The following is a 17,678-nucleotide window of genomic DNA, read 5'->3' on the forward strand; positions in this document are numbered from 1 at the left end:
GCGGGGCCTCGCTCAGGACTTGCTCCGCTCAGGACCCGCCGCCCCGGTACACCGGCGGAAGGGGCAGCCGGTGCCAGGGGACGCAGCGGTCGACCAGGCCGAAGGCCGCGCGCACCGGGAGCGACAGCACGGCGTCGCGGCGCGGCGTCGCGGTGGGGAAGCGCGGCCCCGGCCGCTGGGTGCCGCTCGCCTCGTACGCGGCCTTGCGGGCGCGGTTGAGGTTGCCCAGCGGACGGAACTCCTCCGTGGTGTGCCAGGGGTTGAAGGCGAGCCGCTCCACCCGGTGCGCCGCCGAGCGGGCCTCGGCCCCCTCCAGGTCCTGGCGCGGCACGGTCAGCACGGCCACCGGGACGACCGGCGCGTCGCTCTCCTGCCACTCCACCGAGCCGTCCTCGACCGGGGTGCGGCGCTCGTCCAGATACCGCTGTACGCACAGCTCGAAGCAGACGTCGCCGGTGGACAGGCGCTGCGTCAGCTCCCGGTGGAGATAGCCGGGATCGCCGCGGTCCGGCGGCGGGGCGGGGGTGGAGCCGGGGGCGGGGCGCAGCCGGTAGCGGACCGGCCCCGCGTCGCCCCACAGGATCGCGCCACAGCTCCAGAAGGTCTCGCGGGCCAGCGAGCCGACCATGTGCCGGGTGGCGGTGTGCACATGGCGGCGCATCCGGGCGGCGGTGGACCAGCCGACGGCCAGCGGCAGCTTCACCAGCAGCCCGAACGCCCGCTCGGCGGCGCTGCCCGCGTCCCCCATGGCCTTGGCGAAGGCGACGTACTCGCGCGCGTCCGCGGCGTACGAGATCGGGAAGCTGGTGGTCAGCAGATCGTGCGTCCCCCCGGGCCCGGCCTGCACCCGCACGGCCATCCCGCGCAGATCCGGCGCGGCGTCCGGCTGCTCGGCGCCGCTCGCGTCGGCCAGCCGCACCGCGGCCGGATACTCGGCGCCCGGCTGTGCGTAGCCGACCCGCAGCGCCTCGGGGAGGTCGTCGTGGAAGCGGATCCGGGCGTTGTCCACACCGAGCGCCGGTTTGGCGTGGACGGTGCGCAGAAGGTGCGCGGGACCGCCGTGCCGGTTCCCCCGCCGCACGCCCACCAGCTCGCGCGCCAGCTTGTCGAAGACCAGCCGCTCCGCCTCCGGGCTGCCGCCCTGGTACTGCTCGTAATGGAACGGCAACCGTGCGTGACGCAGTGCGGGCCGCTCATGCTGTGCGGTGTCGATCATGGGGGGAGCCTCCGTGCGGAACGGGAGAGCCGCGGTACGGCGGGAAGCGGGGCGGCACGGGCGTGCCGAGCCGGTGCGCGGCGCCCGGTCCGGCTCTGCGGTCAGCGTAGGGGCGGGCCGTCGGACCCGCAGCTCAGCAGGGCTGGAGGGGTGACCGGAGGGGCCGGCCCGCCCGGCGGCGGGCGGGCGGCCGCTGCGGCACACTGGTCCCATGCCGGAACTGCCCGAGGTGGAGGCCCTGGCCCGGATCCTGGCCGAGCGCGCCGTCGGCCGGCAGATCGCCCGCGTCCACCCCGCCGCGGTCAGCGTCCTCAAGACGTACGACCCGCCGCTGACCGATCTCGAAGGGCGCACCGTCACAGCCGTCCGCCGCCACGGCAAGTTCCTCGACCTGGCCACCGACGGCCCGCATCTGGTCTTCCATCTCGCCAGGGCGGGCTGGCTGCGCTGGCGGGACGGCCTTCCGGAGGCGCCGCCCCGCCCCGGCAAGGGCCCGCTGGCGCTGCGGCTGCGCCTGGCCGGCCCGGAGGGCGCGGGCTTCGACCTGACCGAGGCGGGCACCCGCAAGGCGCTGTCCGTCTACTGCGTGCGCGACCCCGGGGAGGTGGAGGGCATCGCCCGGCTGGGGCCGGACCCGCTGGGGGAGTCCATGACCCAGGAGGTGTTCGCGGGGCTGCTGCGCGGGGTGCGCCACCGGATCAAGGGCGTGCTGCGCGACCAGAGCGTCATCGCCGGGATCGGCAACGCCTACTCCGACGAGATCCTGCACGCCGCCCGGATGTCGCCCTACCGGCTGGCCGGGGACCTGACCGAGGAGGAGGTCACCCGGCTGTACGAGGCGATGGGCACCACGCTGCGCGACGCCGTCGAGCGCGCCCTGGGGTCGGCGGCGCGCGATCTGAAGGCGGAGAAGCGCAGCGGTATGCGGGTGCACGGCCGCACCGGCCAGCCGTGCCCGGTGTGCGGCGACATGGTGCGCGAGGTGTCCTTCGCGGACTCCTCCCTCCAGTACTGCCCCACCTGCCAGACCGGCGGGAAGCCGCTCGCCGACCGGCGGCTGTCCCGGCTGCTCAAGTAGCTCGCGGCTGTTCGAACAGCGCCCGCCTCAGGCGCGCGTCGCGGTCTTGTAGTCGCCCAGGGGTCCTTAGGGCCCGCGCCGTCGGCCCCTGACGAACAGCCGCCGAGCAGGGCGTTGGCCGACATGGCGACCGGGCCCCCGCGAAGCACCTTGCGCCATCGCACAGTTGCCCCCTCCCCCCACATATGACCGTTGATGACACCTTAGGATGCCGCCGTTCCACACGGGACCCGGCGAAGACATCGGCCGGGGACTGGACGGTCGTCGGCCGACCCTGATAGCGGTGTGCCGAGAGACACCCGCACCACCCTCTGTCCCCCCACTCCACTCCACGGAGCACCATGACCAATGCCCTGATCATCGGTGGCGGAATCGCCGGAACCGTGACCGCGATCGCCCTGCGCAAGGCCGGGATCAACGCGGCCGTGTACGAGGCGTACCCCACCGAGGCCACCGACACGGGTGCGTTCCTGCTCGTCTCCGCCAACGGGATGGAGGCGCTGCGCACCATCGACGCACACCGGCCGGTGCTGGACAACTCCTTCCCGGCAGGCCGCGCCGACTTCATCAGCAACACGGGCAAACGGCTCGGCGGGCGGCCCATGGCCGGCTCCGAGGAGGGCGCGCTCGGCGCCCGTACGATCAAGCGCGCCACCCTGGGGCGGGTGTTGCGCGAGGAGGCGGAGCGCCGAGGTGTCCGCGTCCAGCGCGGCAAGCGCCTGCTGGCGGCCCAGACCGGCCCCGACGGGCGCGTGGTGGCGTCCTTCGCGGACGGCGGGCGGGCGCAGGGGGACCTGCTCGTCGGCGCCGACGGCATCCACTCCCTCATCCGCAGGACCATCGAAGCCGCGGCGCCCCGGCCGCGCTTCACCGGCCAGCACACGGTGTGCGGCTACGCGCGGGACGCCGCGTCGCCCCCGGACCCTGACAGCTACGCCATGATCTACGGCAAGCGCGCCTTCTTCGGCTGCACCACGGCCCCCGACGGCGAGGTCTGGTGGTTCGCCAACACCCCCGGCACCGAGCTGTCCAAGGACGAGCTCGCGGCGACCACCCCGGAGCAGTGGCGCGAGCAGCTCGCCGCTCTGTTCGCGGAGGACAACACCCCCGCGGCCGACATCATCCGGGCGAGCGGCGAGTCCATCGTCGCCACCAACGCCTATGACATCGCCTCGACGCCCACCTGGTCCGACGAGACGATGGTCCTGGTGGGCGACGCGGTGCACGCCTGTGCGCCGAACGCCGCCCAGGGCGCGTCCCTGGCCATCGAGGACGGCGTCGTGCTCGCCAAGTGCCTGCGCGACCTGCGCAGCCCCCGGCCGGCCTTCGCCGCGTACGAGAGGCTGCGCCGCGAGCGGGTGGAGCGGGCGGTGGCGACCAGCGCGGGCCTGGTCCGCCGCACCGCGCCCGGGCCCGTGGGCCGGGCCCTGCGGGACGCGATGCTGCCGCGCAAGCTCGACCGGGCGGGCACCGACGGCGCCACGGACTGGCTGACCGGTTACCGCATCGACTGGGACGAGCCCGTCCCCGGGGAGGTGGCGCGGGCCCGGCGCTGACGGGACGGCCGGAGCGAGCGCGGCGGCCCGGTCTCGGGAATTCACTCCTGAGGCCGGGCTCGGCGTTTGGGGGCGGGACCCGGGGGCACTTGGTGCGTTCCGTGAGATCCGTACGCACGGGAGCCCCGAGTGAACCGAGTCCGCATCGTGATCGTCGGCGCGGGATTCGCCGGCTACCAGGCGGCCCGTACGCTCTCCCGCACCCTGCGGGACGAGGCGGAGATCGTCCTGGTCAACCCCAACGACTACTTCCTGTATCTGCCGCTGCTGCCGGACGTGGCTGCCGGGGTGCTCGAACCCCGCCGGGTCTCGGTCTCCCTCACCCAGACCCTGCCCCGGGTCCGCCTGGTGCTCGGCGAGGTCGGCTCCGTCGACTTCGCCGAGCGGCGGGTCGGCTGGACGGACCCGGAGGGCCGGCCCGGCGGGACGGAGTACGACCGGCTGATCCTGTCCGTCGGCAGCGTCAACAAGCTGCTGCCGATCCCCGGCGTGGCCGAGCACGCGCACGGCTTCCGGGGCATGCCCGAGGCGCTCTACCTCCGCGACCACATGATCCGCCAGATCGAGCTGGCGGGCGCCGCCGACGACCCCGCGGAGCGGGCCGCCCGGTGCACCTTCGTGGTGGTCGGCGCGGGATACACGGGCACGGAGGTGGCCGCCCACGGCGTGCTGCTCACCGACGCGCTCGCCCGCCACAACGCGGGGCTGCGCGGCGCGCCGCGGCCGCGCTGGCTGCTGGTGGACATCGCCGACCGGGTGCTGCCCGAGCTCGACCGGAGGCTGTCCGACACCGCGCACCGGGTGCTGTCCAGGCGCGGGGTGGACATCCGTACGGGCACCTCGGTCAAGGAGGCCACCGCGGACGGCGTGCTGCTCGACACCGGTGAGTTCGTGGCCACCCGGTCGCTGATCTGGTGCGTGGGCGTCCGGCCCGACCCGCTGGTGGACGACATCGGTCAGCCGACCGCCCAGGGGCGGCTGTGCGTCGACCCGTACCTGGCCGTGCCCGGCCACCCCGAGGTGCTGGCCTGCGGGGACGCGGCGGCGGTGCCCGATCTGACCCGCCCGGGCCGGTACACGCCGATGACCGCGCAGCACGCCCAGCGGCAGGGCCGGGTGGCGGGCCTCAATGTCGCCGCCTCGCTGGGGCACGGCTCGCGGCGCCCCTACAAACACCACGACCTCGGGTTCACCGTCGACCTCGGCGGGGCACAGGCCGCCGCGAACCCGCTGCGTGTGCCGCTGTCCGGGCCGCTCGCGAGCCTGGTCACCCACGGCTACCACCTCATGGCGATGCCCGGCAACCGCGTCCGGGTCGCCGCCGACTGGCTGATCGACACGGTGCTGCCGCCCCAGGGCGTACAGCTGGGCCTGGTGCCCTCCTGGGCGGTGCCGCTGGACACCGAGACGCCCGAGCGGCCCCGGCTGCCCCGCAGGGCCCCGGCCGACCGCTGACGGACCCTGAAGGAGCGCTATGCAAGACCATCTGCTCAGCGAGCTCGGGCAGCAGCTCCGGGTGGACTCGGTGCGGGCCGCGGCGGCCGCCGGGTCCGGACATCCGACCTCGTCGATGTCGGCCGCGGACCTGATGGCCGTCCTGCTGGCCAACCACCTGCGCTACGACTTCGAGCAGCCCCGCCACCCCGGCAACGACCACCTGGTCTTCTCCAAGGGGCACGCGTCACCGCTGCTCTACTCCATGTTCAAGGCCGCCGGGGCGATCAGCGACGAGGAACTCCTCACCTTCCGCAAGCTCGGCAGCCTGCTGGAGGGACACCCCACGCCGCGGCTGCCGTGGGTGGACGTGGCCACCGGCTCGCTGGGGCAGGGGCTGCCCGTCGGCGTCGGGCTGGCGCTGGCCCATAAACGCCTGGCGAGGCCGGACGGGGCCAACAGCCGCGTATGGGTGCTGTGCGGGGACAGCGAGCTGGCCGAGGGGTCGGTGTGGGAGGCCTTCGAGCACGGCTGCTACGAACACCTCGACAACCTCACCGCCATCATCGACGTGAACCGGCTCGGCCAGCACGGGCCCACCCGCCACGAGTGGGACCTGGGCGCCTACGCGCGCCGTATGCACGCCTTCGGCTGGCACACCATCGAGATCGACGGCCATGACGTCGCCGCCGTCGACCGGGCCTACGGCGAGGCGGCGTCCACGGTCGGCCGGCCCACGGCGATCATCGCCCACACCGTCAAGGGCCGGGGCGTGGCCTCGGTGGAGAACCGGGAGGGCATGCACGGCAAGCCGCTGCCGAACCCCGAGGAGGCGGTCGCCGAGCTCGGCGGCGTACGGGAGATGGCCGTGCCGGTGCTCGGCCCGCCCGCGGTGAGCGCCGGGCCGCCGCCCGGTGACGGGCATCTGAGCCTGCCGCGGTTCGACACCGGCGAGCGGGTCGCCACACGGGACGCGTTCGGGCAGGCGCTGGCCGCCCTCGGCACGGCCCGTGGCGATGTGGTCGTGCTCGACGGCGAGGTGGGCGACTCCACGCGCACCGAGTTCTTCGCCAAGGAGCACCCCGAGCGGTTCTTCGAGTGCTACATCGCCGAACAGCAACTGGTGGCCGCCGCCGTCGGGATGCAGGCATGCGGATGGCTCCCGTATGCGTCCACCTTCGCGGCCTTCTTCACCCGCGCCTACGATTTCGTACGGATGGCCGCCATCAGCCGGGCTGACCTCAACCTGGTCGGCTCGCACGCCGGGGTGGCCATCGGCGAGGACGGCCCCTCGCAGATGGGCCTGGAGGACCTGGCGGCCTTCCGCGCGGTGCACGGCAGCACCGTGCTGTACCCGTGTGACGCCAACCAGACCGCCCAGCTGACCGCCGCGATGGCCGAGCAGTCCGGCATCCGCTATCTGCGCACCACCCGCGGCAGGACCCCGGTCCTCTACCCGCCCTCCGAGCGCTTCCCGATCGGCGGCAGCAAGCTGCTGCGCGCCACGGACGGCGACCGGGTGACCGTCGCCGCGGCCGGGGTGACCGTGCCCGAGGCGATCGCCGCCGCGGACCGGCTCGCCGGGGAGGGCATCCCCGTCCGCGTCATCGACCTGTACTCGGTCAAGCCGGTGGACGCGCAGACCCTGCGGGCCGCCGCCGAGCTGACGGGGCGCCTGATCACCGTCGAGGACCACCACCCCGAGGGCGGGCTGGGGGACGCGGTGCTCGAGGCCTTCTGCGACGGCCGCCCGGCGCCCCGCACGGTGCGGCTCGCCGTGCGCACCATGCCGGTCTCCGCCACCCCGGAACAGCAGCTGTCCGAGGCCGGGATCGACGCGGAGGCCATCGCCGACGCCGCCCGCGAACTGGTCGGCGCGGCGACCTGACGTACAACCGCCCACTGGACTTCACGAGGAGCGGACCATGAGCAACGAGCGCGGAAAGCGTGTGGTGGTGGTCGGCGCCACCGGCAACACCGGCACCAGCGTCCTCCGGGCGCTCGGCGAGGACCCGGACGTCGCCTCCATCGTGGGGATCGCCCGCCGCGTCCCCGCCTGGACGCCGCCGAAGGTGACCTGGGTCCGGGCCGATATCGCGGAGGAGGCGGACGACCTGGTCCGGCCCCTTGAAGGCGCCGACGCCGTGATCCACCTGGCCTGGCTCATCCAGCCCAGCCACGCGCCGGTGACCACCTGGCGGACCAACGTCCTCGGCAGCATCCGCCTCTTCGAGGCCGTCGCGGCCACGGAGGTGCCGGTGCTGGTCCACGCGTCCTCCGTGGGGGCGTACTCGCCCGGCCCCCAGGACCGCCGGGTGGACGAGTCCTGGCCCACCCACGGCTGGCCCGAGGCCGCGTACTGCCGCGAAAAGGCATACCTGGAGCGGGTGCTGGACGCCTACGAGGGCGAGCATCCGCAGGTGAGGGTGGTGCGGATGCGCCCCGCCTTCCTCTTCAAGGAGCAGTCCGCGGCCGAGCAGCGCCGCCTGTTCCTGGGCCCGTTCCTGCCCCGTCGGCTGGTGCGCCCCGCCCTGCTGCCGGTGGTGCCCGACATCCGCGGCCTGCTGCTCCAGGCCCTGCACACCGACGACGCGGCCGAGGCCTACCGGCTCGCGATCGGCCGGGATGTGCGCGGCGCCTTCAACCTGGCCGCCGAACCTCCGCTCGACGCGCGGGTGCTCGCCGAGATGGTGGGCGCCAGGGTGGTCCGGACGCCGCGGGTCGCCGCCCGCTCGGCACTGGCCGCCGCCTGGCACCTCCGCCTGCTCCCCGCCGCGCCCCAGCTGTTCGACGCCGCGCTGCGGCTGCCGCTGATGGACGCCGGCCGCGCCCGCGACGAACTGGGGTGGCAGCCTCGGCGCACCTCCGCGGAGACGATCGAGGAGTTCCTGCACGGTCTGCGCCACGACGTCGGCATGGAGACGGCACCGCTGGTGGGACATGCGGCTCCGAGCGGCTGAAGGGGGCTGAGGGGGTACGGCTACCCGTCCTCTTCCCTGAAATCCTCCCATCGCGCTCTGACCACTCCGTCGGAGTCCGGCACGACGGCGCGCCAGTTCTCCATGGCGGAATCCTTGAGCATGAACGTGAAGCCCTCGTCGGTGATTTCGGCGAGAGAATCCGCGCCACCCGGATAGGAACGGTAGGTCAACTCTCCGGGCGTCAATGGAGCCTTGAAGGCCGTGAAGTCGTCGTCCAGCAGATCCGCGTCGAGCCGCAATTCGGGGTCGGACACGACACACAGCAGTGAGCGAGGGCGGACGGCTTCGGCCACCTCGGTGGAGTTTTCAGAGGTCACCCGGAACCATCGGTAGCCGTATGCGCCGTGCGCCCAGCGCTCGCACAGCAGGGTCAGCTCCGCGGTGGCCGTTCGTACGGATGCCCAGAATTCCGCATCGGCCGGCCTGTCGACGAGCCGTGACCCGTCCGCGGGTTCCGGTGGAGCGGTGCGCCATTCGAGACTCACGTCGTCGCCGTGCAGGCCCGCCATCCGGCCGGCCATTTCCGGCGTCATAAGGAGATGTACGAAACCATTCCATCCCGATTCGATGCGCAGCTGATCCGTGCTGGTCAGCCGACAGTAGGGACCGCGACCGGCCGCCATGCCCACGGCAAGGTCCACAGCCTCCCGCGGGCTGATCTCCAGCCCGTTGCGGAGCGCGGAGAGCTCGTCGGGCAGCGGCTGGCCGACGAACAACTCGCTGACCTCGAGAGTGTCGGCGCCGCTCGCCTCGATCACGGCCCCGAGCACTCCACGCAACTCCGCGGCGTAAGAACCCCAGCCTTCGGCTTCGTCCAGCGCGTCTCGCACGTTTTCGTCACGAGGGCCGGCAACCAGCTCGGTGACTACTTCGCGATCCACTTGAGGCCTCGTATCTCTCCATTGGGTCCGACATCCAAATCGTAGGTGCCGTCCCGGGCCGAGTCCTTGGTGGACTGGAAGGGATTTTTGAAGTTGGCGCCCTTGAAAATTCCTCCCTTGTGTCCGTTCCGGTCCCAGGTGATGTAGCGCGGAAGTGTTCGCCCTGGCTTCTTGTGCTCCCAGATCATGGGTCCTGCGGCGGATTTCTTCCCGGTGTTTCTGTAGCCCAGGTACTTGGCGATGTCGTCGGACCACTCACGTGTGATCGGATTGCAGTTGCTGTTACGGGGTTTGTCGGCCGTCACCCGATCACCGGGGCGGATGTCCTCGCCGGGGCGGCGGGTGCCGTCGGTGAGGAGCGCCCGGTTGCCGGTGGCGAAACTGTGCGGCCTGGCGCAGTTCGCGCTGTTCCGCTCCTGCTTCACCCTGTCCACGAGCCGCTTCACCTCGAGCGTCGCCAGCGCGCGGGCGGTGACCAGGGTGCTGGCGGTGTACGGGATGCGGTACTGGACCGGTCGGCCGCCGTTGGCCCGGGAGCGGGCCCGGGCCTCCGCCTTCTTCTGTGCCTCGATCGAGGCGAAGGTCGGGCCGGCGCCCGCGTTGGAGCAGGACAGGTTGCCCGAGACGCTGGTGCCGCTGAGGGAGAAGGTGCCCTGCCGGCTCGTGCACCCGCCGGCGGACTTTCCGTCGATGGTGAAGGAGGCGTTCATGACGGCGGTGACCTTGCCGTCCGTCAGGCGGCTCCTCGCGCTGGTGGTGATCTGTCCGGTGAAGCTCTGGCCGGCGGTGCAGCCCCCGGAGCCGCACTTGACCGACCCCGAGCCGCTGAGTGTGAGGGAGATGCCGCTGTCGGTGGCTTTGTTGAGTTCCTTGGTCCGCTTCTCCAGGGTGTCGAGCATCGGGTCGACGGCGTCCCCGGTGACCGGGTCCAGGTCCATGCCCTGGGAATCACTGCCTTCGAGAGGACCGTCCGTCACCTCGGGGGAATCCTTGGCCGCGGTCAGGCTCACCCTGCCGGCAGTGCCGCTCGGTGAGGGTTCCCCCGGCCGGGACGGGGCGTAGGTCTCCAGGCGCAGCACGCGGTGCGGCTTCTTCGCGGTGACGAGCAGCCGGCCCGCGGAGGTGTCCACCGCGAGGGCCGGTGTGCCGTGCACCGTGCGGGGCGGCCGAGCCGACTTGCTCGGGGCCGGAGTGCCCTCCAAGGCGTCCAGGGCCCGGGAGAGCTGAGTCGCCAGCGCGGCCGGGGACGGCCGGTGCTCGACCACTTCCTTCGCCGAGTCGATGCTGCTCCCGTACCCGGCGTCCCATGTGCCGGGAGCCTCCTTGCCGGGCTTGGCGTCCTTGCCGGGCGCGGGGTCCACCCGCCAGCGGGTGAAGGTCTTGCCGCCCACGTTCAGGATCTCGCGGTCGAGCGACTTCTGGCCGTGGCCCATGGTGCCGAAGCGGCTGCCGGAGGCGGTGACGGTGACGTCGCGCTTCATGGTGTCGGCTGCCGAGGATTCCTCGTACCGCAGGCCGGGGGCCAGCAGAAGATTGTCGACCGCCTGCCGGAACGGCGCCAGGTTCAGCTTTGGCACGTTCCGCTTCGCCTGCGGCTCATCCGATCCCGACTCCGAGGCGTTGTTCCAGACCAGCAGCCCGGCCACCAGCGCCAGGATCAGCGCTCCGGCCCCGCCGAACAGCAGGAAGCGCCCGCGCCGCCCCGAGGGCAGCAGCCGCCGCGCTCCGCCGTGCGGCCCCGGAGGTGGCGGTGGGGGCGGCGGGGGCCAGTACGGTGAGGCCTGCGGCGGTCCGTAGGGGGAGTGCTGCGGGGGTGGTGGGTACGGCGTGCCCTGCGGGGGCGCGTACGGGGGTTCCGGCGGAGGCCCGAAGGCGCCCGGGGGCGGGCCGAACGTGCCGCCCTGTGGTGGAGGTGGACCGTACGCGCCGCCCTGTGGCGACGGGCCCTCTGGTGGCCGCTGGCCGTCCGGGCCTGCCGGCTCCGTCATGAGATCCCCCGATCCCCCGTGTGCTGTCGATACCGCCGCCGCGACGTGATCGCGTCACCCGCGCGACTCCCTGCCCCAACTGCTGATCAGAAAGCCCATGTTCGCAGCAACAGGGCCTGATGGCCAGGGACGCGGCCCGTGGCCCCCGCGCGTCATCGAGTCGCGGACGGGGGCGGTGTGATGCACGGTGGGAGGGGCAGCTCCACGGTGAGGGGAAGGACCATGTCCAACCACACATACCGCGTTGTCGAGGTCGTCGGTTCGTCGGGGGACGGCATCGACGCCGCCATCTCGAACGGCATCGACCGGGCGTCGAAGACCCTGCGTGGGCTTGACTGGTTCGAAGTCACCGAGATTCGCGGACACATGGAACAAGGGCGGATCGCGCACTACCAGGTGGGGCTGAAGATCGGCTTCCGTATCGAGGACACCGACTCCTGAGGCCCAGTGGGCACGGTCGATCGCACTGACGTGCGACCGGCCGTCCGGCCGCCCCGGTCAGGGCACCACCGTCACCGGCCAGCGCCCGGCCTTGACCAGCCGGACCGCCACCGAGCCGATGAGACGGTGCCCCGCCTGCTCGGACGCGCCCACCACCACGGCGTCGGCCTTGAGCTCGTCGGCCGCCTGCACCAGGCCGCTGTACGGGTCGCCGCGGAAGGTGTGGAACTCCCAGCGCACCTCGAAGACCCCGCGCAGCCGCTCCGTGGCCTCACGGATCTCCTGGATCAGCTCCTCGGCGACCGCCTCGGTGGTCTGGGCCACCGAGGCCCCCAGCGCCGCGCCCGCCGCCAGCACCGGCTGCACATAGACCACGGCGAGCAGGGCGTGCTGCCGCCGGGCCAGCCCCGCCGCGTACGCCGCGGCGCGCCAGGAGGATTCGGAGCCGTCCACTCCGACCACGATGACTTTCGGGCCGTCCGTGCCGCGTTCGAAGGACGCGGGGAGTTTGTCCACCACATCTGCGAGGCTAGCGCCAGGGACGGGTAGGTGATCAACCGGCCCGGGCCGCGGCGTCCACGCGCCGCGACCCACCATGACCGGCACCGTATGACAGGAGAATCGATGGGCGGAACGCACCGCGGCGAGCTTCTCGCCATCAGTGATCTGCATGTGGCCTACCAGGAGAACCGGGAGATCGTGGAGCGGCTGCGGCCGGGCTCCGACGACGACTGGCTGATCGTCGCCGGGGATGTCGGCGAGCTGTTCGCCGACATCGAGTGGGCGCTGGGGCTGCTCAGCGAGCGGTTCGCCAAGGTCATCTGGTCGCCCGGCAACCACGAGCTGTGGACGCACCCCAAGGACCCGGTGAAGGAGCGCGGCGTACGGCGCTACCAGGCGCTGGTCGACATGTGCCGGGCGAAGGGCATCGCCACCCCCGAGGACCCCTACCCGCTGTGGGAGGGCATCGGCGGGCCGCTGACCATCGCCCCGCTGTTTCTGCTCTACGACTATTCGTTCCGACTCGAGGGCCTGGAGACCAAGGAGGCGGCCCTCGCCCATGCGCACGAGGCGGGGGTCGTGTGCACCGACGAGCACTTCCTCCACCCGGAGCCGTACGCCACCCTGGACGCGTGGTGCCGGGCCCGGGTCAAGGAGACCGAGGCGCGGCTGGCGGCCTGCGACCCCGGGCTGCGGACCGTGCTGATCAACCACTGGCCGATGACCCGGCTCCCCACCAAGGTGCTGCGCTATCCCGACTTCGCCCTGTGGTGCGGCACCGAGCTCAGCGCCGACTGGCATGTGCGGTTCCGGGCCGAGACCGTGGTCTACGGACATCTGCACATTCCCAGGACCACGGTGGAGGACGGGGTGCGCTTCCAGGAGGTCTCCGTCGGCTATCCCAGGGAGTGGAAGCGCCACGGGCTGCTGCCGGAGGACCCGCTGCGCCGGGTGCTGCCGGTGCCGGTGTCCTGACCCGCCGGCGCCGCGTACGCGCCCGTCTTGACGGCACCGGCGGGTGGCGCCGTACGGTCACGGCTGTGAACCCTGACGCGGTGTTCCTTCCCGAGACCTACGCCGCCGGTGTCCCGTACGCGCTCTTCGCACAGGCGCGCGCCACCCGCCCCGTCTGCTGGATCGAGGAACCCGCGGTCGGGGCGTGGCCCGCGGGCCCCGGCTTCTGGGCGGTCTTCCGGCACGCCGACGTCAAACAGGTGCTGCGGACGCCGGACGTGTTCTCCTCCCATCTGGGAGCCACCCAGATCCGCGACCCGGACACGCCCGCCGACCTGGAGTTCGTACGGGCGATGATGCTCAACCAGGACCCGCCGGACCACTCCCGGACGCGGCGGGTCGTCGCGGCGGCCTTCACCCCGCGCGCGGTGCGCGAACTCCAGGCCGTCATCGAGGCACGCGCGCGGGCGCTCGTCGAGGCCGTGGCGCCGCGGGGCGGGACGGACTTCGTGGAGCTCGCGGCGGATCTGCCGGTGTGGACCCTGGCCCATGTCATGGGGGTGCCCGAGAGCGACCGGCGGCTGCTGTTCGACTGGGCGAGCCGGGTCATCGGCTACCAGGACACCGAATACGCCGCGTCGAGGACCGCCGAGGCCGCGCCGCTCAGCCCGATGGGGCGCGCCGCGCTCGCCCACCGGCCGCGGTCACTGGTCCGCCCGGACGGGCGGCCGATGAACCCGCGCTCCCGCGAGGCCCTCGCGGACATGTTCGCCTACGCCCACGCCCTGGCCGAACGGCCCCGGCCCGGCACCGTGATGGCGCGGCTGCGGGAGGGCGGCCTGAGCCGGGAGGAGTTCGAGAACATGTTCTTCCTCTTCGCCGTGGCCGGGAACGAAACCCTGCGCAACGGCATCCCCGGCGGGCTGCTGACCCTGCTGGACCACCCCGAGAGCCATGAACTCCTGCTGGCCCGTCCGGAGCTGACCGACTCCGCCGTCGAGGAGATGCTGCGCTTCTGGCCGCCCGTCATCGACTTCCGCCGCACCGCGACCCGCGAGGTGGAGCTGGGCGGGCAGCGCATCCGGCGCGGCGACAAGGTCGTCGTCTATCACGCGTCCGCCAACCGTGACGAGACGGTCTTCGCCGACCCCGACCGCTTCGACATCACCCGCAGCCCCAACGACCACGTCAGCTTCGGCCACGGCCCGCACTTCTGCCTGGGCGCGCACCTCGCCCGGTTCCAGATGCGGGCGATGCTGCGCAACGTCCTGACCCGCCTGCCCGGACTGCGCCGGGCAGGCGAGCCGGTGCGGCTCACCTCCAACTTCCAGAACGGCCTCAAGCACCTTCCCGTCAGCTGGGAAACAGGTCCTTGAACGGCTCGGCCATGTCCCCGACCGACCGGCCGAAGGGCGCGTCGAAGTCCCAGACGAGGAAGAGCAGAAAGACGATCAGCGCGCTGAACATCGCCGCCATCGCCAGCTCGCGCGGCGTACGGCGGATCTGAAGCGTGAACAGCAGCCCGATCGCCAGCGCCGCGCCGACGAGCAGCCCCAGCCAGACCATTCTGGGCATCGTCGGCCCGGCGTTCGCCGCCCGCGCCTGGCGGGCGGCGTCCACCGCGGCGACCTGGTCCACCAGCGGCTGGTAGATGTGCCACTCCCGCTCGGTGCGCGGCGTGTAGTCGGTGACATCGCGCCGCAGCTCCGCCAGCAGCACGGCGCCGCGGTCGGTGAGCTCGCCCTTGTCGATCATCACCCGCCACTCCTTGGACGCCACATGGTCCGCGTACGCCTTGGCGTCCGCGCGGATGCGGTCGCGCACCGGCGCGGGGTAGCCGCTCGCGCGCTCGCTCACCTCGTGCAGCGCCTGGGCCTCGGTGCGCACCCCGTCCTGCGCGGCGCCTCTCGCCTCCCAGGCCCCGGCGATGGCCAGGCCCAGCACGATGGCGTAGACCACGCCGATCATCATGGTCATGTACTCGATGACATCGGGGGTCTCGGAGGGGTCGTCGTCCTCGGCGACCCGGCGCTGGTTGAGCAGGGTGACGGCCACGACGAGCGAACAGACCCCCGCCGTCAAGAGAGTCAGAATCAGCCATTCGGGCATGGGCAACCTCCGTCAGGTCGTCGGCGTCGGCGTCAGCCGCGCCGCCCGCCGCCGCGCGACGCGGAGCGCGAGCGGGAGCGGGGGCGCAGGGTGGCGGCCGCGAGCACCGCGGGCGCGGTGATCAGCAGGGTGAAGGTGACCAGCGAGATGCCGCCGCCCTGCTGCCGGGGCGCGGGCGGGCGGTACGCGCGCAGCTCCGCGCTGTGAGGGGGCCCGGTCGGCGCCGGAGAGCTGGGCGTCGCCGTCCTGGGCGGCTTCTTGGGGGCCGGCCGGGACGGTGACGGGGGCGCGGGGCGCGCGGGGAGCGGCGCGGCCGAAGACGGCGCCGCCGGCTTCCCGGGCGGGGTGGGCGCCGGGGTGTGGGTGGGGCGGTGCGTCGGCGTGGGCGCGGTCGTCTGCGTGGGGGTGGGCGTCGGCGTCTGAGGCGGCGTCGACGTCTGCGTCGGGGTGGGGGTCGGTGTGGGGGTGTCCGTGGGGGTGGGCGTCGGGGTCTTGGTGGGGGTGGGGGTCGGCGTCGGACACCACCACCCCGGCCAGATCAGGTCAACACCCGGAATGCGCACCTTGACCTCGAGATGGAGCCCCACCCGCGGGCCGTCGGCCGGGTCGTCGGCCCCGTCAGCCCCGTCAGTCCCGTCCGCGCCTGCTACCGAGCCCGCCCAGATCGAGGCGAGCACCAGGGCCGTGGCGAGAATCCCTGAACGCCATGTGCGTTGCCATCGGTTCACGACGCAGATCTTCGGCTGATCCGACCCGTTGCAGCCGTATGCCCGCATAGATTCCCTCGAATAGGTGAATCACGCGGAAAACACCCTCTTGGGCGGCGATCGCTCTCAGCGCGCGTCCTTGAGCCGCGCCCGGTCCAGGATGGGGCCGGTGTCCACGCCGGGCGGCAGGGTGCCGAAGGCGTGCCCCCAGTCCCCGTCGAGCCGCGAGGCGCAGAAGGCGTCCGCCACCGCCGGGTGGCTGTGCCGCACCAGCAGGCTGCCCTGGAGGACCAGCGTCATCTGCTCGGCGAGGCGGCGGGCGAGCAGCTGGGCCCGCTGCGGGTCGGCGAGCTGCGGCAGCAGGCCGCGGAGGTGGGCGACGGCCGCGTCCAGCCGCGCGTCGGCCCCGGCGGCGGCGTCCACCTCGGCCAGGAAGGCATCCAGCGCGCCCGTCTCCCGGCCCAGCGCGCGCAGCACGTCGAGGGCCGCGACATTGCCCGAGCCCTCCCAGATCGACAGCAGCGGCGCCTCCCGGTACAGCCGCGGCATGCCGGAGTCCTCCACATAGCCGTTGCCGCCCAGGCACTCCAGTGCCTCGGCCGCGTGTGCGGAGCCGCGCTTGCACACCCAGTACTTGCTCACCGCCAGCCCCAGCCGGCGCAGCGCCGCCTCCGCCTCGTCCCCGGCCTGAGCCCGGTCCAGGGCCGCCGCCAGCCGCATCGCGAGCGTGGTGGCGGCCTCCGACTCGACGGCCAGGTCGGCCAGCACATTGCGCATCAGCGGCTGGTCGATCAGCTCCGCGCCGAACGCCCGCCGGTGCTCGGTGTGGTGCAGCGCCTGCCGGAGCCCGGCCCGCATACCGGCGGCCGAGCCGATCACACAGTCCAGCCGGGTCACATTGACCATCTCGACGATCGTGCGCACCCCGCGGCCCGGCTCGCCGACCCGCCAGGCCACCGTGCCGTCGTACTCGACCTCGGAGGAGGCGTTGGAGCGGTTGCCGAGCTTGTTCTTGAGCCGCTGAAGACGCATCGCGTTGCGCGTCCCGTCGGGCAGCACGCGCGGCACCAGGAAGCAGGTCAGGCCCTCGTCGGCCTGGGCGAGGGTGAGGAAGACGTCGCTCATCGGCGCGGAGGTGAACCACTTGTGACCGGTCAGCAGATAGCTGCCGTCGGCCTGGGGGAGGGCCCGGGTGGTGTTGGCGCGCACGTCCGAGCCGCCCTGCTTCTCCGTCATCGACATCCCGGCGATCAGCCCCCGCTTGCCCAGCGGCGGGCGCAGCCCGAAGTCGTAGACGCGAGAGGCGAGCAGCGGCTCGTACGCGGCCGCGAGCTGCGGCTCGGCGCGCAGCGCCGGGACCGCGGCGTACGTCATGGAGACGGGGCAGCCATGGCCCGGCTCGGCCTGCGCGAAGACGTAGAACTTGGCCGCGCGCGCCAGATGGGCCCCAGGGCGGCTCTCGCTCCAGGCGGCGGCGTGCTGCCCGCTGTCCACGGCGGCGGCCATCAGCCGGTGGTACGCGGGGTGGTACTCGACCTCGTCGACGCGGTGGCCGTACCGGTCATGGGTGTGCAGCACCGGAGGGTGCTCCTCGGCCATCCGCGCCCAGTCCTGCACCTCGGCGGACCCGGCCAGGGCGCCCAGCTCCCGCACCTCCGGTTCGGCCCAGGCCGCTCCGTCCCGCCGCAGGGTCTCCAGCAGCGCGGGGTCGTCGGCCGTGCTGAAGCCGGTCAGCGGCGGAGCCTGGTTGAGGACTTCATGCGTGGCACCCATGGCGTCTCCTCGTGCGCGGCGGCCTTGCTCTCTTACACTTCCATCATGCGCGACAAAGA

Annotated in this window: 15 protein-coding genes; 8 read left to right on the forward strand and 7 right to left on the reverse strand. The window is 72.9% G+C overall.

Annotated features, from left to right (window positions below):
- Positions 1 to 28: 28 nt before the first annotated feature.
- Positions 29 to 1,216: a catalase family protein gene (locus tag ABTY62_RS23845; protein WP_352131457.1), complete on the reverse strand. Its 1,188-nt coding sequence runs from the start codon at positions 1,214 to 1,216 to the stop codon at positions 29 to 31.
- Between the two features lie 211 nt (positions 1,217 to 1,427).
- Here ABTY62_RS23845 and ABTY62_RS23850 point away from each other — a divergent pair, with 211 nt between their 5' ends.
- The 5 genes from ABTY62_RS23850 (at position 1,428) to ABTY62_RS23870 (ending at position 8,244) form a co-directional block, all read left to right on the forward strand.
- Positions 1,428 to 2,294: an Fpg/Nei family DNA glycosylase gene (locus tag ABTY62_RS23850; RefSeq protein WP_352131458.1), complete on the forward strand. Its 867-nt coding sequence runs from the start codon at positions 1,428 to 1,430 to the stop codon at positions 2,292 to 2,294.
- A gap of 341 nt (positions 2,295 to 2,635) precedes the next feature.
- Positions 2,636 to 3,850 (forward strand): FAD-dependent monooxygenase, encoded by a 1,215-nt coding sequence (locus ABTY62_RS23855; RefSeq protein WP_352131459.1) that lies wholly within the window; start codon positions 2,636 to 2,638, stop codon positions 3,848 to 3,850.
- A gap of 129 nt (positions 3,851 to 3,979) precedes the next feature.
- Positions 3,980 to 5,305, forward strand: a complete 1,326-nt coding sequence (locus ABTY62_RS23860) for an NAD(P)/FAD-dependent oxidoreductase (RefSeq protein WP_352131460.1) — start codon at positions 3,980 to 3,982, stop codon at positions 5,303 to 5,305.
- 19 nt (positions 5,306 to 5,324) lie between these two features.
- Complete coding sequence (locus ABTY62_RS23865; RefSeq protein WP_352131461.1) at positions 5,325 to 7,172, forward strand: transketolase; 1,848 nt, start codon at positions 5,325 to 5,327, stop codon at positions 7,170 to 7,172.
- Between the two features lie 37 nt (positions 7,173 to 7,209).
- Complete coding sequence (locus ABTY62_RS23870) at positions 7,210 to 8,244, forward strand: NAD-dependent epimerase/dehydratase family protein (RefSeq protein WP_352131462.1); 1,035 nt, start codon at positions 7,210 to 7,212, stop codon at positions 8,242 to 8,244.
- A gap of 20 nt (positions 8,245 to 8,264) precedes the next feature.
- Here ABTY62_RS23870 and ABTY62_RS23875 read toward each other — a convergent pair whose 3' ends face one another.
- Complete coding sequence (locus ABTY62_RS23875; RefSeq protein ID WP_352131463.1) at positions 8,265 to 9,146, reverse strand: hypothetical protein; 882 nt, start codon at positions 9,144 to 9,146, stop codon at positions 8,265 to 8,267.
- Positions 9,131 to 11,134, reverse strand: coding sequence for a toxin C-terminal domain-containing protein (locus ABTY62_RS23880; RefSeq protein WP_352131464.1), 2,004 nt, complete (start codon positions 11,132 to 11,134; stop codon positions 9,131 to 9,133). Before ABTY62_RS23880 ends, ABTY62_RS23875 begins: the two co-directional genes overlap by 16 nt.
- Before the next feature lie 222 nt (positions 11,135 to 11,356).
- On the opposite strand from ABTY62_RS23880, the gene ABTY62_RS23885 reads away from it, so the two are divergent.
- The gene (locus ABTY62_RS23885) at positions 11,357 to 11,575 is read left to right on the forward strand and encodes a dodecin (RefSeq protein ID WP_352131465.1); all 219 of its coding nucleotides are present in this window, start codon (positions 11,357 to 11,359) and stop codon (positions 11,573 to 11,575) included.
- 57 nt (positions 11,576 to 11,632) lie between these two features.
- Here ABTY62_RS23885 and ABTY62_RS23890 read toward each other — a convergent pair whose 3' ends face one another.
- Positions 11,633 to 12,094, reverse strand: coding sequence for a universal stress protein (locus ABTY62_RS23890; RefSeq protein WP_311729053.1), 462 nt, complete (start codon positions 12,092 to 12,094; stop codon positions 11,633 to 11,635).
- Between the two features lie 105 nt (positions 12,095 to 12,199).
- On the opposite strand from ABTY62_RS23890, the gene ABTY62_RS23895 reads away from it, so the two are divergent.
- Both ABTY62_RS23895 and ABTY62_RS23900 read left to right on the forward strand, forming a co-directional pair.
- Positions 12,200 to 13,051: a metallophosphoesterase family protein gene (locus tag ABTY62_RS23895; RefSeq protein WP_352131466.1), complete on the forward strand. Its 852-nt coding sequence runs from the start codon at positions 12,200 to 12,202 to the stop codon at positions 13,049 to 13,051.
- 65 nt (positions 13,052 to 13,116) lie between these two features.
- Entirely contained in the window at positions 13,117 to 14,406 is a 1,290-nt protein-coding gene (locus ABTY62_RS23900) for a cytochrome P450 (RefSeq protein WP_352131467.1), read from the forward strand.
- Here ABTY62_RS23900 and ABTY62_RS23905 read toward each other — a convergent pair.
- From ABTY62_RS23905 to ABTY62_RS23915, 3 genes are all read right to left on the reverse strand, one after another.
- Entirely contained in the window at positions 14,384 to 15,139 is a 756-nt protein-coding gene (locus ABTY62_RS23905) for a bestrophin-like domain (RefSeq protein ID WP_352131468.1), read from the reverse strand. The genes ABTY62_RS23900 and ABTY62_RS23905 overlap by 23 nt on opposite strands.
- 32 nt (positions 15,140 to 15,171) lie before the next feature.
- Positions 15,172 to 15,867 carry a hypothetical protein gene (locus tag ABTY62_RS23910; protein WP_352131469.1) on the reverse strand — a complete coding sequence of 232 codons (696 nt, stop codon included), beginning with the start codon at positions 15,865 to 15,867 and terminating at the stop codon, positions 15,172 to 15,174.
- A 105-nt stretch (positions 15,868 to 15,972) separates the two neighbouring features.
- The gene (locus ABTY62_RS23915) at positions 15,973 to 17,619 is read right to left on the reverse strand and encodes an acyl-CoA dehydrogenase family protein (RefSeq protein ID WP_352131470.1); all 1,647 of its coding nucleotides are present in this window, start codon (positions 17,617 to 17,619) and stop codon (positions 15,973 to 15,975) included.
- Positions 17,620 to 17,678 lie beyond the last annotated feature (59 nt).

Source organism: Streptomyces sp. NPDC097640 (genome assembly GCF_040302705.1).
Taxonomy (GTDB): Bacteria; Actinomycetota; Actinomycetes; order Streptomycetales; family Streptomycetaceae; genus Streptomyces.